A 25138-nucleotide genomic window follows, 5' to 3' on the forward strand; every position below is an offset into this window, starting at 1 on the left:
GAACCGGCACGCGTTGCGTCCGCGCGCTCAGTCCAACCAGCGGCGGAGTATCGTGCGCAATTCGTCTCGCGAGAAGTCGGGCCAGTCGGGATTTCGCGAGAACGCCCGGTGATAGAAGCCGACCCAGGGCTCGAAGATGTCGGGATCGGCGGCCACGTATTCCGGTAGCGCGCCGGCGGTCATGGCCGCCCCTCGCCAGTATTCCATGCGGTTGTACATGCGGAGACCGGCCTCGATGTCTACGCCGGGATTCACGGACAGTACCCACTCGCCGAACCTCGCGGTGACCTCCGCGACCGTTTTCGCATTCGGATTTCCGATGCGATCGAGAAAGAAGGAGGTGTTGAAGACCGGATCACCGGGCCCGGCCAGCTCCCAGTCGAAAATCCACAGTTTCTTCTTCGCGTCGAGTCCGAGGTTCATCGGCCAGAGGTCGTTGTGCGAGAAGACGACCGGGTCGCCCGAACGGCTGCTGTCCGGCTGCACGTATCGGGACAGGGGGCCGATCCCGAGTTCGTCGAGCCTCGCTCGCTGCACATCCGGCAGGTTGTCGTACGCCTCGTCGGCATACTGGATCATCTGGCTCTGCCATTGGGGAACATCCATGTCCATCCCTGCCGGCAGTGGCAGCGACGACAGAGTGCGAACCTGGTTCAGCAGATCGGGTAGCCAATGCGGCAACTGCGGGTCGTCGAAGGGGCGGGTTTCGCTGCGAACGTATCGCACGACGGTGAACTCGGTACAGGTCGCCGGGTGGGTCCCGGCGTACAGCAGTTCGGGCGTGCGCACGTCGCTCTCGCGCACGTACTCGATGGCCGCGTGCTCGGGCATCCATTTCTTCAGAAATGCCTCGGGTCGCTGTTCTTTTCCGAATCTGACCACGGCCGGGCCGGAACTCGTATCGACGATGTTCAACCTGTTGCCGGTTCCGGCGAAATCCGGTTCCAAACCCCGCACCTGCTCGAAGAGTCGCTGTGCCTCTCCCGAAGGTATTGCGAAGTGGCGCACGGGGGTGACGGGGCGGAGTGGGGTGCGTGGCGGTGGTTCCGTTGCGGTCGCGTCGTCGGTTTCCTTTGTACGCCAGGGGAATCCGAACACACGGTGGACGTAGGTGCCGAGCCGGCGCATCGTGACGCCCGCCGCGGCCGCGCCGATGACGGCGACCGGAGCCCAGCCGGCGGCGTCGACCCCGTGCGCTTGCAGCATCGCGCCGCCCAACAGGCCACCGGCGGCGGTACCGGACGACAGGACCAGATCCCGTGCACTGGCGGCCCGGTTGTAGAACTCTTGCGGGACATTCTCCTGGAGGTGGTTCTCGACCCGGACGTTCATGCCGACGCCGATCACCGACGTGCCGAGCGCACCGACTGCGGCGACGAACGGGTTGGTGGTCAGCGCCTGCAACGCGGCCACACCTGTGAAACCCAGCAGCGCAGCGGGATACAGGATCTTGACCGGAGCCTTGCCGATCAAGTTGTGCGGCAGGAACCCGCCGATCACGCCGCCGATGGCGCCCGCCCCGAGCACCACGCCGGCCGCGATGCCCGGCATCGTGGCCTCGTCCACGATGGCCGCGGTACGCAGATTCAATACGCCGATCGAGGCATTCGTGAGGGGAGTGACGGCGGTGTACAGCCGCAGGAACGGATCACGCCAGATCTGCGCCGCGCCGTCGCGAATGTCGGAGAGCGCGTAGCGGAAGGAACGGCGCTCGCCCGCGACGTGCTCCGGCAGATCCTTCCGTAGTTTCGCCAGGCTCACCTGGTTGAGCGCGAACGAGGCGGTGTTCACCGCGAACGGCAGTACCTGGTTGAGGCCGAGCAGCGCTGGTCCGAGGACGCGCCCGGCCGTTCCGGCGAGGTAACGTTCGACAGCGGTCATCCGGTTCGCACTCGGCAACTGCTCGACGGTGACCAGATCCCGGACCGTGCCCCGCAGGCTGCGTGCGTAGAACTTGGCCGCGGTGCCCTCCACCAGGGTCGTGCCCGCCAGCACCAGACCGATGTGCGGTGCGCCGAAGGTGATCGCGGCCCCCGCGCCGGCGGCGGTCGACAAGGCGATCCACTGCGCGTTGCGCATCGTCCGCCCGCGGTCGAGGAAATCCGCGGCGTATCCGGCGGGGAGCTCGAAGAGGACCGACGGCACCCACAGCGCGAACTGGGTCAGTCCCGCCGCCATCGGTGAACCGGTCAGGCTCAAGGTCAGCAGCGGCAGCGACGATTGCTGGACGCTGTCGCCGAGTCCGGATATCGCGTTGGAGATGTACAGCTGCCGGTAGGCCTTATTGGTGGTGAGCAATTCCCTTACAGGGACGGGCTTTTCGGCGGGCCCTGACTCCGCGGCTGCCGCCGGTTCGGGTGCGGCGGCTGGTTCCGCGGGTGCGTCGACGCGAGAACCCGGCTGCCCCTTCGGTTTTCGCCACCACTTGCCGTGACCGCCACCGTCGACGTGGACGGTCCCCAATTCGCCGATCTGGGCGCGAGCGGGTTTCCAGGGGTGGTCGGGGCCGTCGAACGGCGCTTCGGGGTCGACGAAACCCGTGGGGCCGGGCGCGAGGGGTCGCGGCGCCGCCTCGGGACCGGCTGTGCCCAGCGGGCTGTCCGGGTGGTACCAGAACCCGATCGTGTCGGCCGCGGCGCGCACCCGGCGCAGCTCGTCGGGCGTGGCCGTGCCCTTGACCGCTTCGCGGACAACGCCTTTGGCGAGGCCGGACGCGTCGGCCAGCGCGGTGCGGTCGGGCTGCGGCCGGAAACGCGCCGGGACGAACTCGCCGCCGACCCAGCGCGGCGGCCGGAACCGTTCCCGGTCGAAGCCGGGGTCGAGGAGACCGCGCAGGTCGGCGCGGTCCGGCAGGACGCCCAGCCGGCGGGCGGCGACCAGCACGCGCTGCACGGTCTCGCCGAACCGTGGTTTCCGCTCGTCGAACCGTGCGTTGAACACGGCGGAGACGTACGGCTTGCCGACCCCCGCCGCGTGGGCCACGTCCGCGGCCGTGGGTACGGCAGCGGCGTCGACCGGGCTCAACTCGGCGAAACGCTCGGCCAGCATACGGATTCGGGGCGCGACGGTTTCGTCGGCGGCAAGGGTTCGGGCGTGCGCACGAGTCGTCTCGTCGACGCCGACGTCCAAGTGTTCGGCCAGCTGCCGGCGCATCGTGAAGATCTGCACCGGATCGGCCGGCGGTGGCTGCGGACCGGGCGCACACAGGAAGGACTCGGCGGCATCGGCGAGCTGCGCTAGTTCCGGTGCGCCCGCCACCGTGGCGACATGGTGCAACTCGGCGATGATCTCACCGGTGGTCATGGGGTGTGGCGGGTGGAGTTCCACGACACCTATCACCTCGCGAAGGCCGTGCTCCAACTCCCGTCGGCGCGCGTCGAAAGCGCTCTGCCCCAATACATCTCCGTCTGTCGCGGGTTGCTCCGCATCATCGGGCCAGACGAGTTCGGTCAGGGCGGCCGCGCGGGTCGCCGCTTCCTGACCGGCTTGGAATCGGAGCTGATTTCCCAGCCATCGCAGGGCGGCCGGGCCGTCGAAGGCCGCCACGGTGCCCGGATTCACGCCCTGCGTCTGTTCTGCCAGCAAGGTGAGCGCCAGTCGGAGCGCGCCCGGCGTCACGATGCCCGGTGCGACCGCGAGCTGCTCGGCGAGTGTGGTGCGCGCGTTCGGCAGCGCGCTGCCGGGCAGCGGTTCGGTCGCTCGACCGGAACCTGCTGGGAGCGTGGCGTTTACGTCTTCGAGGGCGGCCGGGGCGCACAGTTCGGCGGCGGTGCGGGCGAGCAGCGCGCGGTCGAAGGGTGGCCGGACGTCGGGGACCGCGGCAGGCGCCGGGAGCTCCGGGAGGATTCCTCGGCCGCGCGCCCACTCGACCATGGCATCGACGTCCTTGATTCCGATCTTCGCCCGCAGCCGGGATCGGACGACACGCACCGCGCGCTGCGTCAGGCCGAGTTCGTCGGCGATGTCGGTGGTGGAACGATTCGCGGCCAACAAGCCCAGGGTCTGAAGCTCCCGTGGTTGCAGCCGCACATCCTCGTTCGGCTGGGGCTCGGGCTCAGGGTGGTCGGCGGCCCAAACCTCATGCGCCGCGTGGATAAGCGCATTTCGGTCGGCCGCACCGAGTTTCGCCGCCAGCGCGTCCAGGTCGGCGCGCACCGTGCCGTCCGAGACGCCGAGCGCGCGGCCGATCGCTCTGGCGGACAGGCCTTCCGCGGCCAGCCGCAACACCGCGCGCTCACGGCCCGTGGCCGGACCGTCGGCGACACGCGTTTTCCCAGCGGGACTTTCGGCCGCCATCCGCGACCGGAACCTGTCCGCGATCGTCGCGTCGACCGCGCAGGGGCGGTGATCGGCTGCGTCCGAAAGTGTTCCGGCGATCGTGCGCAGTAACTCCGCACGGTCGGCCGACAGCTCCACCGGAGCGGCTGCGGCCGCGCCGGGCTCACCACTGCCACCGACCTTGTCCGCCAACTGTTCCAGGAACTCGTCGACCCGGTGCGGCGGCATGGCGAGCACGGCGCCGAGCGTCTCGCGCGGCATCCCGTCGGCGAACAGGCGCACCACCTCCGCTTCACCGGGCGCCGGCAGCCGGATCGTGCCGTCGCCGGGCTGTGTCGCCGGGGCCGGTGCGGCGGGGTGCTCGTCGCCCAGCGGTCCGAGGACTGTTCCGTCCTTGCGCGGGGCCTTCAGGGCGGGGTCGCGGGGGTGCAGGCTGGTGAGATCGTCTTCGTCGTCGGTCGTCAGGAAGGCGACGAAGGCCTCTTCGATGTCGGGGTAGTTCTGTTTCCATTCCTCGACGGTGCGGACGCGCGGGATGCGTTCGGGGTCGTCGGGGTCGGTGTGGGGGTCGCCGGGCCGGGTGATGTTGGTGTCGAAGACGACGACGTTGCCGCCGCGGGCGTTGTCGGTGTTGGTGATGGTCAGAGCGTGCATCCGGGTGCCGTCGTCGAGCAGCAGGACGGCCGTGTCGGCGCCGTCCTTCAGGTTTCGGACGTCCGCGATCGTGCGGGTGACGGGATCCGGCTTGCCGGGGCCGATCTCCATCTCGACGAGTTGGGTGGCGATGGCCTTCTCGAGGTGCTTCGGCCTCTTCTGCCACTTCCAGAGCGCTGTTCCCTCCGCCAGGCCCAGCTCACGGATCACGGCCGCCGTCTGGTTGATGCAGTCCAGCAGTTTCCGGGCCTTGAACAGGCGCTTGTACACCGACCACGCGGCGATGGTGCCGAACGTCGCGGCGACGGAGACGCCGGTGGCATCGCTGCCGAACAACGCGATGGAGCCACCGGCGATCGCGGGTCCCAGCGCGAACGCGCCACGAGTCGTCACCGTGGTGAGTGAGGCGACCCGCCCGCGCACCTCGGACGGGATCGTCCGGGCCATGTAGGCGGCGACCGGAATGCCCGCGGTACCGAGGACCGCCCAGGTACCGGCGAAAGCCGCCGAGGCGAGCCAGAGATTATCGGTGGCCGCCTGGATTATCGCGGGCACGGCCAACCCGGCCAACCTGGCCGTGAGCAGCGTCTCGATCGGAGCCTTCGTTATCCAGTTGCCCCGCACCACGTTTCCGACCAGACCGCCGAGCGGGATGAGCGCCAGCGCGGCGCCCTGCTCCCATTCCGTCAGCCCGGATTCGGTGAGCATCGCCGTGAATTGCAGTGACTGCAGGCCCAGATAAAAATTGGTCAGACCCAGGTTCGTGTTCTGACGTCGTCGCAGCGGCAGGCCCTGCAATGCCCGAACGCCCTCGGTGATCGACTCGCGCAGCCCGATCTGCTCGGTCTTGTTCGGATTCGGGGCTGCCACGGTCGCCGGCAATTTCCACAACGACGCCAGATTCACCAGACTGGTCGCGGTGTCGATGAGGGGCGCCATCCAGGGGCCCGTTTGCAGCGCTGCGGGGCCGACACCCTTTCCCAGCACACGAGTGGCGTTCATCTTGAGATTGTTGAACCGGGCCAGCCCGACTTGTGCCTCGCCGACCATCTCGATGATGACCTTGCCGGCGGCGCTGGAATAGACCACCGAGGACGCCGCTCCCATCAGGGTGGTCCCGATCAGCAACGGGACGGCGTACGCGCCACCGGACGCCAGCCCGACCGTCGCCGCGAGGCCGCCGGTAGCCATGGCGACTTGGCTGCCGAGCATCAAATACTTGGGCCGGATGTGGTCGGTCATGTGGCCCGCGATCAATGCGCCTGCGAAGTACGGCACCTGGGTGGCCAACCCGACGGCACCGGCCACTCCCGCGCCGGCCTCCTTCATGAAATAGAGCTCCGTCATCGTGTGCATGATTTCGAAGCCGGTGGTGTTGAGGAATTCGGAACCGAGGCGCATGCCCACACCGGGTTCGGTGCGGATCACGTGGATCAGGGAGTCCTTCGCCGCGGTGGCGTTGTCGGGCGCGGCCGCGGTGGTTGCCGGTTCCTCCGACGCTGGTTCCGTCGTCGCGGGGACCGCGTTGTCCGGAGTTGCCGCAGGCGGATTCCCCGTGTCCGGTTCCGCGGGTACGCCCTGTTCGCCCTTCGGGCCGGGTTGCCCGCCCGGAGCTTCACCGCCGCCGGTCGCGTGTGGCTTGGCGAATCGCTCGACTCGCTCTTTCCCCCTTGCACGTTTGTGGCCTTGATAGAACGGGTCTCCACGGTCCTCGAACGGATCGTCGAGGTCGGGGACGCCGAGGAAGCCGGGGAGTCCGGCGGTCCGGGCCGGGTGAGCGGACCGCGCGGCTGGGGCAGGCTCTGCCGCGGCCTCGGGCGCTGGCCCGTCGTGTGCGGGGTTTGTCGGCGCTTTGATGAATTCGTCGAGGTTTTTTGCCAGCGGAACCCCCAGCTTGCGCGACGTTTCGCGGTAGGCGGCGACCACGTTCTGTGGAATGGCTTGGTGGACGATCAAGCCGAGGCGGGGCGTTTCCATCAGCCTCCGGATTTCCTTCAGGATCTCCGTGACGATGTGTTGCGGGCTCGGGTCCGGTTGCCCCGCGGAGCGCAGGCCGTGGCGGAGGTAATTGTCGAGCGACACCTGGGCCGAGACGACGGCTACGGTGTGGACCTCCGGAACTTTCTTCGTGATCGTCGCCCACACGCGGCGGGCGTGGTGCGGTGTGCAGACGGCGACGATCGATCCGACCGGATGACCGCGATCCTTGAGCTCCGCAACGGAATTGATCGCGTTCTGCCGAGTGTTTGCCGCTTCGTATTCCTCGATGACCTCGAACGCGCCCACTCCCGTGCGTTCCGCCCCCAGCCGGAAACGGGCGGCCTCGGTATTCCACGGCCGCTGCGGTTCTCCCGCCGCGGCGGCATTCTTGTCGTATCCGGAGAACACCACCGGAACATCACTGAGGCCGTGCTCATTGGTCAGGTTCGCGACCACTGCCGATCCGCCGTCGTCCGGGCTGCCGAACATGATCACCGCGTCGTAGTGGTGCCTCGCGTCCAAAGCCCATTTCGGGTCGACGCGAAGGAATTCCCAGACCAGCGCCAGATCGGCCATCAACTGGTCGGGGTCGATTCCTTGATCGCTCAGCTCCCGCAACCACGCGGCGAGAGCGTCATCGGTGCTGTCGTTCGAATCGGCCTGCGACACCGGGCTTTTCGCCCATGCGAGCGGGCCGTATTCGGTGTTGGGCGTCCACACCCCGGTGCGCGCGGCCGGTGTGGTGAACCCGTACGGGAGGGTGGCCGGTACTTCCGGGCCGAAATCGTAGTACCCGAGGATGTACCGTCCGGCGACTCCGCCGATGAGCTGGACGGAACCGTCCGGGTCGGCGCGCAAGAATCCGGCGTCCGGGCGCGCCACATAAACGCGGCCGGTAGTGGACCAGCGCCGAGCCTGTTCGACATTTCGGTAGGTGGTGAGGGGCCCGGCGGATTTCGGGGCGACGCCGTCGGCGAGCACTTCGGCGGGCGGTCGGCCGGGCTCCGGAATGTAGACGAGCCCCGGATCGGTGGTGAATTCGACGGGAAAGTGGTCGTGGTGCCGCGCGAGGCTCGCGAGCGCGTATTCGACATCGGTGTTCCGGTCGGCCGCCGACGGCATCGGGTCCACACCGTCGGGCACACCGAGCAACTGCCGTGGATCTTCGTCGGAAGCAGTGGAATCAGGTGACGCAGTGGTGTTCGCGGCCGGTTCCCCGTCCGGATGCCACGGTGTCGGGTGCGGCAAGACAGGCGTGAGCGCGCGGGTGTCGCTCGTTCGTTCGGCTGCCTCGGTGGGCGGCTGATAGCGCTCGGTGCTCACCCAGTGCAGGCTGGCGTTTATCCCGTGCAGGATGTCCACTGTCATGCCGACGGAATGCTTTCTGCCCCAGGGGTTCAGCAGTACTACTCCGCCGTCTGCGGCGAGGTGGGCCGGTACGTAGACATGCTTTTTGAGGAGATTGTGGTCGTCCAGATCGGCCGGGACGTCGTCCGGGCGTTCCGGGGGCACGATATTGACCGCCACGGGAACGCGCGCTGTCAGGACGGCGCGGATATCCTCCACCGGCATCGTCCGGACATCGACGATATTGGTTTCCGGGTAGCGGTCGCCGAGGGCCCAATACATGAAATCCGCGGCGTTGCCCGCTTCGACCGCCCGATACGAGCCGAAATGGGCGGCTGCGGCCTTCTCGATATACGCGACGAGCGTCGAGCCGTCCGGAGAGGTCGCGTAGGCGGGTCTGCCGTCCGCGTAGAAGGGCAGCGTCGCGTTCAGCGTATATGTCCCGAAAGCCGCTCGGACCACGACCGTTTCGCCGACCTGAGAAACCATGCCGACGATCGCGTCGCGCGCGACCGCGCCCGACGCGTTGACGCCGGCGATGACGTAACAGTTTCCCCATTCGTTCTGGACGCCTTCCACGGGCGCCGTCGCTTCCGGCAACACCAGCCGCACCGCTCCGTAGTGCATTTCCTCAGGCAGTGCCGGCTCACCGTCGGGACCGTATCGGTCGACATGCCCGCGGGTCGGATCGTCCGACGGCGGCGAGTGCCACAACCGGTTCCGGGCCTGATATGCCGCCATGAAGGCGGCACGCTTCGCGCGGGCGGCGACCTCGGGGTCCGCTACCACCGTTCCGGCGCCGTGGTGGACGGCCAGGTGGCCCTCGTCGCGAAGCTTCCGGTACGCGCGGGCCACGGTGGAGCCCGAGACGCCCAATCCGTCGGCGATCTCCTTGTGCGGCGGAAGTTTCCAGCCGGGGGACAGGCCGCCCTCCATGATCGCGGTGCGCAAACCCTCTGCGATGGCGGTGACGGTCGTCCGTCCCGTCAGTTGCCGGCACAGCTCGTCCGCGGCGACGACGCCCTGTACGGCGAAACCCGGATCGGCCGGGCGCGTGGTGCTTTCGGCCTGTTCGGTGGTCTCCGCCACCACGGTTCCACGGCCTTGCTGTGCTTCGACCAGTCCCTCGTTGCGCAACTCCGCGTAGACGAATCCCGCGTTGGCCGGGGAGATCTCGAAATGATGGGCGAGCTGTGCCGCCGACGGCAGTTGCCGATGTGCGGGCAGCCGGCCGGAGCGGATGGCCTGCCGGAACGCCTCGGCGAGGGTCGTCTTGATCGGGAAGCCCGCCGACAGGTTGCGCAACAGCGCCCGATCGTCCAGTGCCCGAAGCAGTTCCACGTCGATGTCGGTGCCGAGCGCGTGCCAGACGCCGATAGCCGCGGTGACGGGAACCGGAGGCAGCGTCGACTGCTGGCCCCAAGCGGGACGCGCCGTGGCGAAGGCGCGCAGCAGCGCGGTCCGTGTGAAGGCGAGTTGCTCCGGTGTCAGCGATCCGGTGTTCGCGGCGCTGTCGAGTCGTGCCAGGCCGTGGAGGATGCGCTGGATCTGCAGCAGCAGTGTGAGGGTGGGTCCGCCGTAGATGTAGCCGCCCGGCGGCTCCGGCTCGTCGAAGAGACCCGGTCGATCATGGTGTTGGGCTTCGCGTTTGGCGAATTCGGTATCGAAAACGACGATGCGACCGTCGACCGCCGCGATGAGCAGGTGTCCGAAGCGGGGGTCGAAATGCAGCACCTGGAACCGGTCCTGGTCCAGGAACGGGAGCTGCTGAAGTACCGGAGCGAAGGGGTTTTCGGGGATTTCCAGCGTGGTGAAGAGGCCGCCGAGATCGTCGAACAGTGCGTCGGCTATCACGGTCTCGATGGTGATCAGTCGCCGCAGATGTGTTCGGGTGTCATCGTGTTCGGCCGGTAGCACGCCCAGTCGCTTGTAGACGGCGCGGAGCGCGGGCTCGGTCAGGGCAGGGACCGGGTTACCGGTCCGCACGGCGGTGGGCGTGCGGCTTTGGATGCGTACCATCGCACGTCCTCCGCCCGGCATGCGGAAGGTGTTGCCCGCGTAGAAGAGTCGGGGAACGCCCGCGACGTTCAGCTGTGTTAGCGCCTCCAGCACGCGGGCCTCCAGCGTGGCTCGCGGCCCCGGGTCGGTGTCGCCGGTGTCGGCGATGAACACCACGAAGTCGCCGACCTCGACGGTCACCAGGTCCGTCGGCACGTCGTCCGGCAACCGGCGCAACGCCGCGGCGACGACATCGGTGGCCTCGGCATAGGTCATGCTCCGGCCGGTCGTGCCGCCCAGTGGCCGCAACTCCGTACTGGATGGAAGCGACGGAACAGGCTCCCGCGCAGTGGTTTCCGCGTTGTGAGTGGGTTCGGCGGTGAGAGCGGCAACCACCTTCGCTATCGCGCGGCGACGGAGTTCCCTGGGGGGAGGCGTGTCGTCGGGCGGATCCGGCGGCCCCTTCCGGCCTCCGCCCGCGCGCTGCAGCGCCGCGCGTTCATCGTCCGGCAGAGCATCGACGGCATCCTGCCAGTCCGCGTCGGTCCGCGCGGCCAACGCACGTCCGACCTCGAGGGCCTTGGTGACATCGAGGCCCGCCGTGCACTCGACCAGCACCGCCTGCTTGACGCGCGCGTTCCGCACACCCTCGGTGGCACCCTTCCGCGCCGCCGGTGCCTGCTGCTCTGTCGGCTCGGCCGCTGCACCCGAACCTGCTGGGGGAGCGCCGGTCTCGGGTTTTCGGCCGCCATGGGCGAACCCGCCGCCGTCGACATTGAAGATGCCGAGATTGCGCTGCTGGTCCCGGAGGCGGCGGTCCAGCGGCGGCAGCGGATTGCCGAAAAGGTCGTCGGGATTGGGTAGGCCCAGGAACCCGGGAGGATCCCCTGGTTCTACGCGCCGGGTCGTGCCCTTCTCCGGCTTCGGCAAATTCGCCGTCGGCGTAGGGGCGGCCGCTGGATGCGGGGCGGGTGCGGGGGCTGACGTGGCCGCTGGTGCGAGCGCGGCCGGCCCTTCGTCGTAGACCAGCATGGACTCGGGGGGAATCCCCGCGACGATCTGGGCGGCGCGGTACTCCATCGCCCGGATGACGGAGACCCCGTATTTCATCAACTCGGCCGTTCGCTGCTCCGACAGCTGCGTCACGTGCCGGAGCGCGAGACACCGGTGGAGCGCCGGGTGCGCATTTCGGAGTGCCTCCAGCCGTTCTCGCAGCTGTTGCCGATCGGCCAGCACGAAACTGCGGGCGTACCTGCCGGTTCGCATGGACGCGGGCAGCGCGGACCAGATGCTGTGCCGGTGTTGCGCCGATTGCAGATGATCGTGAGCGACTTCGCGGAAAATCACGGCGAGTGCGCCGCCGGGATCCGGTGCGTCGGTCGGGATACGCTGTGCCGCAACGAGGAACGTCTCGTCGGTGATCTCCTCCGTCAGCCGCCTCTTCTGCATCGCGTTCAGCTTCAGCACGCCGCGGCGCGTGCGCTGCTCGACGGTCGACGCCGCCCGCACATACACCTGGGTGCGGAACTCTGCTTGTAACGGATCGGACGTGGGCGAGCTTGCCAGCGCCTCGGTGAGGTCGGCTCGGGTATTCAATCCGGTCTTGTAGAGAAGATGGCGGACATGATTGCGGACCGTACCGGTGGCACAGCCGAGTGCGGTCGCGATCTCGGCGGTGCTCATGCCCTCGCCGTGCATGCGCAGGATTTCGCGTTCCCGTTCCGACAGCGGTGCCGCACTCGCCCATCTCCATACCGAGGCCAACATGTGATCGGCGGTGCCCGCATCCTCCGCCCGTGCTGCCATGGTCGGCAGCTCCGACCGTTTGCCCCGGCCGAGTTTGCGGCGGAGATTCTTCACGTGTTGCCCGACGGTGCCCGGGGTTATGCCCAGTCGCACCGCGATTTCCTCGTCGCCACAGCCTTCGCCGATCAGCGCGAGCACTTCCTTCTCGCGGTGTGAGATCAGCGGCCGGGTGTCCGCGGCCGCTGCGATGTCGTGGAGTCGCCGCATGGCGCGCTCGACCGACGTCGCGACCGCCGAGTCGTCGCCGAGGCTTTCCGATGCCGCCGCCCAGACCCTGGCCGAGCGGTGGCGCAGTGATCTCGGCGCTTCGTGCAGCGCCGAAAGTTGGTCGTGCAGTGCGCGAACGGCATCGAGCGCGTGCTGCGCCGCCTGCTCGTCCGGTAGGCGGGTGCGGACCTCGGTGAGTACCTGGCAGATGGTGTGCAGCGGAGCCAGCCCGGCCGCCGGATCGCCGGTCCGCGTCAGCTGAAATGTTGCCTCTTCCAGCAACTCCCAAAGGCGCGCTGCCGCCGTCGAGGCGAATTCGGGGAGCGGTGCGGTCGAGGCCTCTCGGAAAGCCTCGGCTCGGTCGAGGAAACCGAGCACGCGGCCAGCTTCGGGCAGCTCCTGCGCCAGCGCCGCCTCCATATCGACGGCCAGGACCTCGTCGTACGCCTCCGAGGTGGCCCCGTCGTCGTCGATGATCCCGAGGCGCAAAGCCTTCATGAAGATCGGGACACTGCCTGTCGCGTCTAGCACGGCCCCGATGCGATTGCGCCGCCGTTGGACCGCGGCCGGGCTGACGCCCCAACTCTCGCCGATCTTCTCGTCGGTCTCACCGGCGGCCATGCGGCTCAACAGTTCTCGTTGCTCCTCGGTGAGCCTGACGTCACCGATCGGAGCGGCCGCACCGCAGTCGATCAGTCCCCCGCGCTTGGCGGCCAGAACGGTGGTGACGACACCTGACGTACCGAACTTCTTGGCCGCGCGGGCTTGGTGACTGCGCACCGAGCTGGTGCTCATGCCGAGCGTCTGCGCGATGTCCGCGGTGACGTGACCTCGATACACCAGCTCGAGCACGGCGGTCTCGGGATCGGTGAGTGTCTGCGGCGTTCCGGGTTCTTGTTCTCGGCCGGTGGTCGAGTCGGTCCGGCCGCGCCGATTCGGCTGGGCGTCCTTGTCGGCCGATCGACCCCAGGGTGTACCCGAATTCGCGGCGGCCGGCTCTCCGGTCGCCGGGCCGGCTGTCACGGACGATGCGGGATCAGCCATCGCTACAGGTGCTGCCTGTTTCCACGGCGTGCCCGCAGGGGTGGGTCCCGGCGTCGGAACGATTGCGGCGGAGGAGTTTTCGGGCGGCGCGGGGGACAGGAGCGCCTCTGTGCCGTCCGCCCAGTGGAAGCCGGAGGCGGTCAGCCAGCGGGTCAGTACCTCGTGTGCGGTGCGGAAGGCGGGGTAGGTGCGCTCGGGTTCGGTGCCGGGGTCGAAGGAGTCGTAGCGTGCTTCCGCGGTGGTGCTCGCCGGGCTCACGTGGACGGTCGCCGTGGCGGGCTCGCCGAGCACGGGCTCGTACACGACGCCGAAGGTCAGTCCACCGCTGTAGGGCGCCTGAACGTGCGTGACCGCGAAGGAGAAGTGGTCCGTGCCGCCGCGGAGGTGTTTGCGTAACTCGTCGCGGAACTTCGCGATCTGCACCAGTTCGCCGGGTTCCGGGACGAGATGGGCGGCCGCGGCGTCACCCTCGTTCTCCGCCGGAGCCCACCACGCGGGTCCCACGGAATCGGAGACGAATTCGAATTTGATCGTCGACAGGTCGATGCGCTCGCCCAGCCGATGCAGCAGTTGCACCCGGGCCTTGGAGCTGACTTTGCTTTCCGCGTAGAAGGCGCCCGAGAACAGGCTCACCAATTCCGGTGCGCCCTCGGTCATCTGCCACAGACCGAATCCGGCGACAATGGTCGGTGCGTCGGGTATCGAACTCTGCTGTCGCTCGTTCTCGGAGGCGTGCTCGGCCAGATAGGAACTCAGCAGATCCGTGTGCTCACCCTCGGCACAGGTGATGAATGTGCCGCTGCGCAGCATGAGGAACGGTCGCAGCCCGTTCGTCGTGAACCCGGTTTTCTCCGGTCCGAGGAACGTGCCGTCCTGGGCTTGTCCCAGCACGACGACGTCGACATTCTTGTGCCCCGCGTAGGGACCGAAGCGGTGGGGCGACTTCATGCCGTCGTACTCGGTCCGGCTCGTCACCGGGCGGCCGCCGGCTGTTTCGCCACCTGTGAACAGACCGGCGTCGTGCGGGCCGGGCTTCTCGGCGCCCAAGCGGTAATTGATGCGGGTTTGGCCTTGCGCCTCGGGAAGCGGCGCCGCCGGCACTCCCGGTTCCGTATCGGGCGTTAGCTTCCGGGAGGCCCGGTCGATGCGGTGGGGGTTTTCCCAGTTGTCGCCGTAGTAATGCCACTCGTCGACCCGGACCGTCCGGCCGGGGAAATGGGCGGCCAGCGCGATATCGATACTGTGCCGCAGCGTGTCCCAGCGCGGGTGGTCGATGCTCGGATTCTGGAAGACGATCCAGGTGTCGACCCGGCCGTCGTCGTGATTGCGATACCGGATATTGCAAGTCACCGTGAGGTCGTCGATCTCGAAAGTGGTCGCCCACGAGATCCCCAGCCTGCTCCGCAGCTCGTTGTGACTCGGGCCGCGCGACTCCACCGCGTGGAGCACCAGGGTGTCCGTCTCGCTCGACACTTCGACAGCGGTGATCAAACCGCCTACGGAGGTCACATTGTCGCCGCTCAACTGCTCGATCTCCGGCGGCGTGTGCACGACGATCGACGCAGGGGCCGGGGTGGGCGGTGTCGTGGCAGGAGCGGCCGCGCGATCGCGGACATGTTGTGCCGCAACCTGTTCCGGTGCCGCAGCCTGGTCTGTCGGCGTGACGTCCACGTCGCTCCACGGTGTCGTGGTCGCCGGGGCAGGCTGCGTCGACGCAGGCGGCGGGCCGGCGGGTTCGCTCCACGGGGTGCTCGCGCCGTCGTTACTCGGATCGGAAACGTTGGCGGCCTTCGTGTTTCCCAGCGGGCTCGGCGCCGTAACGCGTGGCAGTTCCGGCTGTTGACCACCGTCCCACGGACGGCCGTCCTGTGGGTTGACGTTGAACGCCAGCGCCTCCATCGGGAGGCCGGCGGGGATGTAGGTGGCCGGGCGTCGGCGGCGGGGCCGGCCGGCGTCGAGGACTTCGGCGGGATCGATGTCGGGGACGAAACCCGTTGCGGGGCCCGGCGGCGTGGCGGTTCCTCCGCCGGGCTGTTTCGGCGCGGGCTCTGGCTCCAAGTCGATGCCTCGGTCCACCGCTGCTTGCACGCTGGCCGCGCGGCCACTCGCGCGGAGTTTGAGCCCGATTCGGATCAGGTAGGCGCTGACCGTTGCCGGGGAAATGCCTCTGGCGCTGCCGATCTGCTTGTTCGTCCAGCCTTTCTCGACCAAACCGAGTACCGCGATCTCGGCCGCCGACAAGGCGACGCCGACCGGCTCGTTGTCGGATGCCGGTGTGGTGAGTAGCAGGGCCTCGCTGCGCAGCGCCCGGCCCACCATGCCCGCGCGGTCGCGGGTGCCGGCCTTGCCTCCGATTCGGTTCAGGTGGCCTTTCACCTGTTCGAATGACAGGCCCGTGGAGACCGCGATCTCCTTGTTGCTCATGCCTTCCGCGACCAGGCCGAGTATCTCGCGCTCGGGATCGGACAGCTCGAAGGCCGACCCTTCGTCGGTTGTCGGCAGCAGGCGCGAGTGCAGCGCTCGCGCCACCATCCCGGCCCGGTCGGTGATTCCGAGCTTGCCGCCGATGCGCGCGAGGTGGGCCTTGACGGTCAGTGGCGACAGGCCGAGTTCCGCGGCGACGTCCTTGTTGGACCTGCCCTGGGAGACCAGATCGAGGACCGTCTTCTCCTGCTCGGTCAGGACGAGGTTGGGCCGTGTCCGCAGCGACGGCGCGATCTCGGCTTCGTCGAGCAGCCCCAGTTCCCGTGCCGCCGAGACGATTCCGGACCGGCCGTTCTTGCCCAGCGTGTCGCCGATCTGCTTGAGATAGAACTTGACCCGGCTCGCGGATCGGTCCAGTCGGCCTGCGATGTCGTCGTTCGACAACCCGGCGGCGACCATCCGAACCAGTTCGAGATCGTGTGCGGTCAGACCATGGCGATCCGGTTCCGTCGTCGGCGCGGGCGTCTCGGTCGGCGCCTCCGGCTCGCCTTGCCCACTCGCGCTGCGGGTTTCGGCGGCAACCTCCGCGGCGGGCGGCACGCCCGTTCGCCGCCGCACCGAGTCCAGCAAGCGTTCGATGGCGACCGCGTCCATGTCGATGAGACCGGCCGACCAGCTGGTTCCCGTGGTGCGAGACATGGCGGCCGCGGTCGGGTCGAGGCCCAGCCAGAATCTGCGCTGCAACCACAACCGCTCGGTCTGGCTCAGGTCCTCTTCCCAACCGGCCTCGAACACTTCCCTCGACATCGCGGAAAGGAGGCGGTCGTCCTCGCCGGACCCGCGGACCGCGCCGGTTCGCAACGTGTCGAGGACACCCGAACGGATCTCTCGGAAGAACGTGTGCTTCACCACGTCGTCCGCGAGGCGCCGCAACCAGGTCTCGATCGCGGTCCCTTCCGGAGCCTCCCAGCCCTGCCGCGTCGCGACTGCGAACACCGTGTGATTGATCTGCTGCGCCAACTGCACCAACCGCGCCCTCGCCGCATCGTTCGACGCGGCACCGAGCACCTGTCGCACGTAGTGGAAGGTGCTGCGGCCGTAGCGATCCTGCATCTCCGGGGGGATCTCGGGTTCGGTCCGGTCCGACTCGCGGGCGGTGTCGGGGCGGTCTGCGGCCGGGCGCGGCGGCTCGGGAGGGCGAGGGGCGGATACCGGACGCGCAGGCTCGGTTGCCGGAGCGGCGGAATCCGATCCGGGATTGCCATCGTCCGGGGTGGCGGTGACCGCGCCGCCCGGGGTGTCGCCGAAGGGCTGGTGGAGTTCGAACCAGGTGGACTTGCCGGTGGGGAGGGGGTCGGTGCCGTTGGCGTCGGCGAGCATGTCTACGAAGGCGCCGCCGCGGCCTCGCTCCGCGTCGACATCGGGCATGCCGGTGTGCTGCGGGACGACCTCGCTGTCGTCGGTCACCGCGAAGCGGGTTTCCCGAGTGGCGTCGGAATCTGTTGTGGTGATGATTATTTCGACGCGGCCGGTGGTGTGCCGGAGGGAATTGGCCACGAGTTCCGAGATCAGTAGCTCGGCCGTGCCGATTTGGTCCTCGGTGAGCCACGGCAGTGTCTCGGGGAGGGTACGGACCCATTCGCGGGCCCGGCCGACGGCTTGCACGCGAGGGCCTTCGTCACCGACGGTGCCGGTGTCTTCGCCCGCTCGGCGGACCACGAAGGTGTCGCGGAGGCGGGCAGTGGACGGCCGGGCAGCCGGTTGCGCTGCGGCCCGGCCGGATTCGGGATCGTCCGGCGCTGTGATCGGCCGGTCGGGTGGTTGCGGCGGGGTCGGCTCGGGCTGGTCCTTGCGGCGGCGGCGCTTCGGGTCGCCGCCTCCCGTCGGCGCCTGCATGGTCGGGCGCGGCAGGGCGGGGCCGCGGCGTTTCCGCAGGGGCGGTGCGGGTTCCGTGCGCGGGACGCCGCCGACGGCCGGGACGCCGCTCTGGTCGAACAGGTACTCCAGGCTGTGCGGGTTGAGTTGTGGTGGGTGGGAGGGGTTTTGGGGTGCGCCGGGGGCCGAGGGGTCGGGGGCGGTGGCGTAGCGGGAGCGGGCGGGGCTTTCCTGTGGAAGTTCCTCCGGGCCGAACAGGCCGGTGTCGGGGGAGGCGTTGTCGCGGGGCAGGGGGGAGACGTCGGGAATCGGCTGCCGGCGTGCCCCTTCTCGGTCTTCGTCGCGGGAATCCAGGGGGTCCGCGCCGATCGGCGGTCGGTACGTGTTGGGCAGGGCATTCGACTTCGCCGGTACCGCGGGCTGTTCGGGGTGGGCGATGATCGGGATGGCGTCTTCCGGCGGTTCCGCGGTCGTCTCCGGGCCGCCGGGGATGACGTACTCGGTGCCCGACGGCTGCTTCCATTCGTCGGGACGGTCCTTGTTGCTGCCGAATTCCGGCGCGCGGTGCGGATCGGGGTGGGTGATCGGGACGTGGGGTGTCGCGTCGGCCGGGACCGGGCCGGGGTACATGTCGGGGGTCTTGTGCAGGCCGTCGTCGCTGCGCTCCTGGTCCCCGGGCGGGGTGGATCCCATGGCTGCGGCAGTGGGGCCGGGGGCCTGCGAGGCGACCGCCATGCCGAGTGCTGCCGCCACCGCGGCTGTGGTTCCGGGCGTTACCGGTACGTGCGCTGCGGTGGGAACCGGCGCGGGTGCCGCCGGGGATCGGCCGACGGGATCAGGTCCGCTCTGATGTGAGGCAGCGGCGGGGGCGGTTGACGTCGCGGCGGTATTCGGTGATGCCGCGGGCGATGTCGCTGCTTGGTCCGGTGGTGTGGCGGTTGCGGCCGGTTCGGGCGACGGGGCGGCCGGGGCTTGGGCGAAAGGCCACGCGCCCACGGGTGGCGGGCCGGGCGGCGTCGTCAGTGGAGTGCCGCCGGGTGGTGGTGTGGCCTGTGCGTCTGCCTGTGGTCCAGAGGAATTCGCCTCCGCGCCTACGGGCGCACTGTCCGTCCGACCGGGTGATGCGGGGGTGTTGCCGAGCGCGGGAGTCTGCGCGGCGGCCGTGGGCTCGGTGTCGGGCTGCTGGTCCTGGGACGTGGGATCCGTTGTCGGCAGGGCCACGGCTCCCGCCCCTGCGGCGGCCGCTGCCGGGTAGAGGGTGTTCCCGGGCGTGGTATTCGTCCCGGCAGGAGCAGGGAATGGGCTGGAGGGTGGTGTCGGCCCCGGTGGGGTGGCTGGTGAGGGGCCGGAGGCAGGGGCCGTAGCTGCCGGAGAAGGGTGGGGCAGTGTGCTGGACGCCGGGGGTGTGACGGGCGGTGGAGTTGCCCCGGCTTGTGCTGAAGTGGTGGGCGGCTGGGTGCCGGTCGTGTAGCTGGGTGGTGTGGCGGCCTTGGGTTCTCCTGCGGCCGGTGCGCCCGTCAGAGGTGGCGTGCCGTTGACAGGTGCCGAAACGCCTTGGGCGGGAGTGGTTCCGGTGCCCGGCTGGGGCGTCGAGGCCGCGGCGTCCGGAGCCGTCACGGTGTTGCGGGCGGGCGTTGTGCCAGGGTTCTGGCCCGTTGCGGTCGGGGTGTCGGGACCGGTGGGGTTGCCGGTGTTCTGACCCGGTGTGGGCGAGGCGTCGCGGCCGGGGGCGGTTCCCGGGTTCTGGGTCGAGGTGGTCGGAGCGTCGCGGCCGGGAGTTGTTTTCGCGCCCGGGTTTTCGGGGGCTGGACCGTCCAGGAAGCTCAGGTCGAATGGGGAGTTGGCGTCGCCGGGGGGTTGGTCGGTGAGGCCGCTGCCGCGGCCTGGGCCGCTCGGGCCGGTGCCTGTCGGTGGTGACGAACCTCCTTGTGCGACAGGTGCTTGTTCCGCGAGGCCGGTTCCGGTGCCGCCGCCGAGTGTCGTCGCGGTGGCGACGTGTGTTTGGGGTGAACCTGTGCTCGGGGCGGGGCCGTCGGCGTTCATCATCGGCCCGAGGGGGAGTTGTCCCGGTGGCGGGCCCGCGTCCGCTCCGGCCGCGCCGACGTGAATGACGTTGCCTGCCAGCACCATTTGGGCTGTTCCGGCGTCGCCGGCGCCCGTGGAGGCGGAGGGTGGTTGCCCGATGATGGTGCGGTTCGGCATGCCTGTGGCCGGGGCGCTCGAGTCCGAGCCGACCGCGCCGGCCTTCATGTGGTCGAAAATTTTGGTCCAGACGGCATCTCGCCCGGACGACGAACCCGCGCCCGAGGACGGGGAGCCGCTGCCGCCCGCCGACGGTGTTCCGCTACCGCCGGTGGACGGCGATCCGCTGTCGCCCGCCGACGGTGCTCCGCTACCGGCGGTAGAGGGCGTTCCGGTGCCGTCCGCGGACGGCGACGCGGGTGGCGCGGAGGTGCCCCCGGGCGGCGCGTCTGTGCCGCCGAGCCCGGCCAGCATCTGGTGCGCCTCGGCGTCGGCCATGCGCTGCCACTGGGACAGTTCGAGGGGGCGGAACCTGCCGAGGCCCGCGGGAGTGTCCGTCGCGTTTTGGGCGGCGAATTCCATTGCGCCCGCGCGTGCTTCCGGTGCAAAGTCGTCGGGCCGTACGTTGCGAGAGAACTCCGCGGCGATTTCCCTGCCGGTCCGGAGCATTTCCGGCGACAGCTCGGGCCGCGCGGTATGACCGTCGCCCGCCGATTCCGGATGGGCGGCAGGCCCGGTGCTCGACCGTTCGGCATGACTCCCGGACACGCCGTCACCGGCCGGAAACTCCGGAACGCCGCTCGCCGAGTCGAATTCGCTCGAGCGCGCAAGGGCCTCGGCGGAGTTGCGCGGGGCCGCGTCGCCGGTCGCCGGGACGTGCGCCGCCGAGGCGGCACGGGCGGCGACGACCGCGGGGACCAGTCCCGCGGCGACACCCCCGGCCGCGCCGATCAGCATCATCTCGGCCAGGCTGCGGCCGGTGATCTCGCCTCCGGACAGGCCGTAGGCGGTGAGCCCGCCGGTCAGCCCGGCCCCGGCTCCGCTCAACCCGGTCGTCCCGATCACGGCCAGCAGCGTCGGCATCGGCAGGTCCAGCGAAGCGGCCAGTTGTTGTAACCCCGGTGCCAGCGACCGCGCGAGCAGCCCGGCGGTCGCACCGCCGACGCCGCCCGCGGCGGCCGCGATACCGACCTTGCCCCAATCCATTTCGGTGACCCCGCCCGGCTCGCCCGGCCCGTTGAGAATTTGGGCGTACTCGGCCGCGGCGGTCGCCCCTCCCATGGACACCGACCCCAGTACGAAACCGCTGAGCGCCGGAGCCAAGTGGGGGAAGGCTTCCCGAAATGCCGTGCCGCGCTGGATGAGCCAGGTCAGACTGCGGCGGCGTGCCTGGCCCGCGGCGATATCGGCGTTGATCCGGGCGGTCACCGACTGGGTGCCGATGCTGGCGGCGACTGTCGCCACCAGTGCGATGCCGATCGCTCGCAGCGTGTACTGCTCGAGTTCCAAGGTGTTGGCGGCGTCGTACTGGAACCGGGCCAAGGCGTCGAAGGCCTCGGCCTGGGCGCGGCCGTGTTCGGTCTGCTGCCGCAGCGCCTCCCGGATCGCGCTGCCGGTCTCGCCGCTGATCGCCGCGGTCGTCGCGCGTTCGGCCAGGTGTTCCAGCCGGGCGGTGACCTCGGTAACCCGCTTTCCCGACCGCACCAGCGCGTCCGCTACTTCGCGCATATCGCTGGGGTTTCCGACGGGGCAGTGGCCCAATATCCAGCGGGTGGCCCAGTCGGGCAGCCCGGGGGCGAGCGTGGTCACCGCGAATCCGACCACCCGCGGGCGCTCTCGACCAGCAGCAGGTGCAGGACCTTCGCCGGTCCGCAGGCCTCTGCGCCACGCAACTCGACCTCGGTGAAGGCGCCGACCAAGGGCCCGGTGGCGTCGTGCCCACCGAAGTCACTGTCCAGCAATTGGTTTCGCCAGTCGCGATAGCCGCCGACCACGTGCGCGAGGGTGTCCCGCCCGGACCACGGTCCGCTGATCCGGTGATACTCGGTGATCAGCACCCGCTGCGCGGACCGGCGCGGTCGCGGCCCCGCCCGGCCCACCAGAATGCGGCCGAACGCCGTCGCCACAGCCGAATATATCGGACGCTCAACGGTTTCGGGCAGCGCCCGCCCGGCCCGGACGTCCGACCGCGCGGCAACCGCCAGTCGCGCCGGATTCGCCACCAGCGCGCGATCGAGCAGGAGCCGCGGCTTGCTGTCCGGTGACGGCTCGGAACGCGCACGCCCCCACCGGATCTCCGCAACGCGACCACCCAGCTCCGCGATCTCGAGCCCTTCCAGTTCCGCGAACGGGTACTTGCCCAGCAACTCGTCGAGCGCCGCCGCGATTTCGCCGACGGTCTGTAGGCCCACTCCTGAGGTGTCGAACCCCGCGAGGCGCAGATCGTGGCGTTCGGCCAAGGCCCGCAGTGCATCCAGCGCACGGGGATCGGTCGGTGGCGTACCGGACTTCTTCGCCGCGGCCTTCTTCTCCTTGGCCGCCTTGCTCTTTCGCTCCGCTCGCGCGCGTTCCGCCGGCGTGGGGCTCGGCATACCGGGTTCCGGCCCGGAGATGCGCTGCGGTCGGCCACCCCCGAATCCGGGCCGCGACCACGGCGAACCGGCGGAGTTCGGCCGCGCCACGACGCGCCGGGACCGCGAGCCGCCGAGCGCGGGTCCGCCACCCCGCGACCACGGCGTGTCGGCGTTCTTCCCGGCGCGGCCCGAGCCGCTGTCGCGCTGTGGCGAGGCGTTCGCCGACGGCCGCGCGGTGGGCGATTGCTGGGGCCCCGCGGTCGGCGGTGGGGTCGGACCGGCGGGCGCGGCCGGTGACCCGCTTGCGGCCTGATTCGGAACAGACTGTGCGGCAGGGGTTTCCGTGGCAGACGGCGATTGCCCGGACGAGGGCGCGCTCTGGGGGGTGTACCCCGGAATCGGTTGCTGCGTCGGTCCCGTGGTCCCGCCGGAGGGTGTCACCGGCCCGGTACCAGCCGAAGGTCCGGTGTCGTTCGCCGGGTAGTCGGCAGGATTCACGGCGGCGGGTTGCCGCGGATCCGTGGCGACCGGATTCGGCGTGGACAGGCTCGGGTAGGTGCTAGGCGTGAGCAGCGGGGACAAGCCCGGGTCGGCGCCACTACCGCGAATCAGATCGCCCGCGTCGGTGTCCTGCTGGGCGAAATCGTCTGCGGCATCAGCGATTCCCTGACTGAGCGCATGCAGGTTGTCGACCAGATTCCGGTACCCCGTCAGGCTCTGCTCGGCCTGCGGCGTGTACGCCTCGCCGATCGCCCGGCCGGGCTCGTCGTGGCCCCACGGTTCGCCCTGACGGGTGAGTACGCTCTGCAACTCGTGGAGATCCTGCCGCGCCAGATCGGCGGTCGCGGACAGTTCGGCGAGCACGGCGCGCAGTAAGTCCTGATCGACGTCAAGCGATCGACTCATGCCGACAAACCCTTCAGCTGCACCCGCGTGGCCGAAGAGACATTCTCTGTCACTCTGCCCTCAATATTCGGGGCAGCGCTCCCCATAGGTGGGAATCGCCCTCGTGCGCAAACGGTGCGACGCGGTGGCCGGAGCGCCCGCACCTCGTCAATCGTGCGCTGCCTCGCCTTCGGATTCCCGGAGGCTCGGTGCGCCGGGCACCAGATCGGGCAGATCGGGCATCTCCTCGGCGAACGGCGCGAGCAGTTGCCGCGTCTGCTCCTGCGCCTGCCGAGCCGCCGCCCGCCCCGCCTCGGCGACGGACCTGCCCAGCTGTTCCGCGGTCCCGCGCAGGGCGGCATCGGCGATCTGCACCTCGACGAGCACACCGGACGAATCGACGGTCACTTCGACCGAACCGTCCGCCGACTTCGCGGAGTGCCGGGCGGCCTCGATCTGCTGCCGCACCTCGGCAACCCGGCTCTGCTGCTCGGCGAGCAGGTCGAGCATCCGGTCGACCTGGTTGCGCATGCCGTAGTTGGCCGAGCGCAGCGCGTCCTGTTCCCAGATTTCCATCGGGTTCCACCTTCCGTCGGCGACCGGGTCAGGCCACCGCGCCGTGTCGCTCGGCGAATCTGCGTTCGAAGTCCGCGACGTAGGTCTCCGGTTCCACTGATGAGGACAGCTCGAGCACGCCGTCGTCGCCGACGTAGAAGACGGCCCGGCCGATCGCGACCGTGCCCTCCGGCGGCGGGACGTACACCATCCAGCCGACGCTGAACCGCCGAGAGGTCAACTGCGCCAACGGATATCCGGTGGTGTCCAGTCCCATGCCGGTGATGTAGTCGCGCACCCGGGAGACCGCTTCCGCCGCCGGCATCGGCGGTGTTTCCGGCAGCGCCAGGCCGGCGAGCTCGAATTGGTGCAGCGCGCCGTCGAGGTCGACGCGTTCGCCGTCGCCGAACACGTCGGCCAGCCCGGCGCGGGTGACGGCCCCGGCCTCGGCGGCGGCGACGAGTGCCGCGACCGCCTCGGAGCGGTCACCCCGGTCGGCGGGAATCAGGCTCGTGACGACGGCGCTCACGGTGTCGGCGGACCACATTCCGGGAACGGCGGTGGCGCAGTCGGCCGCGCCCGGCGACTCCCCGCGATACCAGTGACCGGACTCCCACCAGTAGCAGAACGACAGCAGCCCGGTCTCGAGCCGCGCGTTCAGCACCGGTTCGCAGACCCAATGCGGTGCTCCCGCATAGAGATTCGGGATCGGGCCGCCCTCGTTGTAGGCGGCGTCCAGCGCGGGGGCGTCCCACACGCCGCCCGAGAGCACCGCCCGGCCTCCGGGCAGCGCGTGCAGCGACGAGCCGTGGTGGCCCGCGCCTTCGAACACACCGGTCCAGGGCAGCATGCGCGGACCCCAGCGCGAGCCGGTGGCGACGAAGGCCGCGGCGATCGTCGCCCAGCGCGCCCACATCGCGGGAAACGGCGGAAACTCGTTCTCCGCCAACCTCGCCCACACTTTCGCGGACCGGTCGGCGCGCTCCTGCTCGGCGGCCTGCCGGGGTGTGCGCCGCTGTCGTTCGCCGTGGCCGAGGTAGGCGGCCAGCCACACCGGGAGCCGTGCACGCGGATAGGCCGAGAGATCGGCGCGGTAGGCCTGCGGCTCGAACAGCTGCCCGGGCGGGAACGGTTCCTCGCCGTAGTCGTGGTGTACTTCCGTCGCGCCGGAGTCGTTGAGCACCAGCGATATTCGCCACCACGGCCCGCGCTCGGAGCGGGCCGCCGCCGCGCGCTGCTCGCGCACGACCCGCAGCACCGACTCGGGCGGCGGCACCGAGATCGTCCGGTCGACGGTGACATAGACGATGTTCCCGACTTCGGCGGCGATCGTCATCGCGAACACCGCCTCGACCCGCTGCCAGCCCGCCGGGCCGAGCGCGGTCAGGGCCTCGGCGATCGGATCGCGCGTGTCACCGAATGCGGCCGGCACGTCCACCTCCTCGGCACGAAAGTCGACACCGGCCTCATTGTCGACGGTTCCCACCGAT

Annotated in this window: 4 protein-coding genes; all 4 read right to left on the bottom strand. The window is 69.7% G+C overall.

What is annotated here, in order from left to right; genetic code table 11:
• Positions 1-27: 27 nt before the first annotated feature.
• The 4 genes from IU476_RS11625 to IU476_RS11640 all read right to left on the bottom strand — a co-directional run bounded on the left by IU476_RS11625 (position 28) and on the right by IU476_RS11640 (position 25080).
• Positions 28-21444: an MFS transporter gene (locus IU476_RS11625; protein ID WP_195099416.1), complete on the bottom strand. Its 21417-nt coding sequence runs from the start codon at positions 21442-21444 to the stop codon at positions 28-30.
• Complete coding sequence (locus tag IU476_RS11630; RefSeq protein WP_195099417.1) at positions 21441-23114, bottom strand: hypothetical protein; 1674 nt, start codon at positions 23112-23114, stop codon at positions 21441-21443. The genes IU476_RS11625 and IU476_RS11630 overlap by 4 nt, the downstream gene beginning before the upstream one ends.
• Positions 23115-23261: 147 nt before the next feature.
• Positions 23262-23669: a YbaB/EbfC family nucleoid-associated protein gene (locus IU476_RS11635; RefSeq protein WP_195099418.1), complete on the bottom strand. Its 408-nt coding sequence runs from the start codon at positions 23667-23669 to the stop codon at positions 23262-23264.
• A gap of 28 nt (positions 23670-23697) precedes the next feature.
• Positions 23698-25080, bottom strand: coding sequence for a hypothetical protein (locus tag IU476_RS11640; RefSeq protein WP_195099419.1), 1383 nt, complete (start codon positions 25078-25080; stop codon positions 23698-23700).
• Positions 25081-25138 lie beyond the last annotated feature (58 nt).

The organism is Nocardia blacklockiae, from assembly GCF_015477355.1.
Classification (GTDB): Bacteria; Actinomycetota; Actinomycetes; order Mycobacteriales; family Mycobacteriaceae; genus Nocardia; species Nocardia blacklockiae.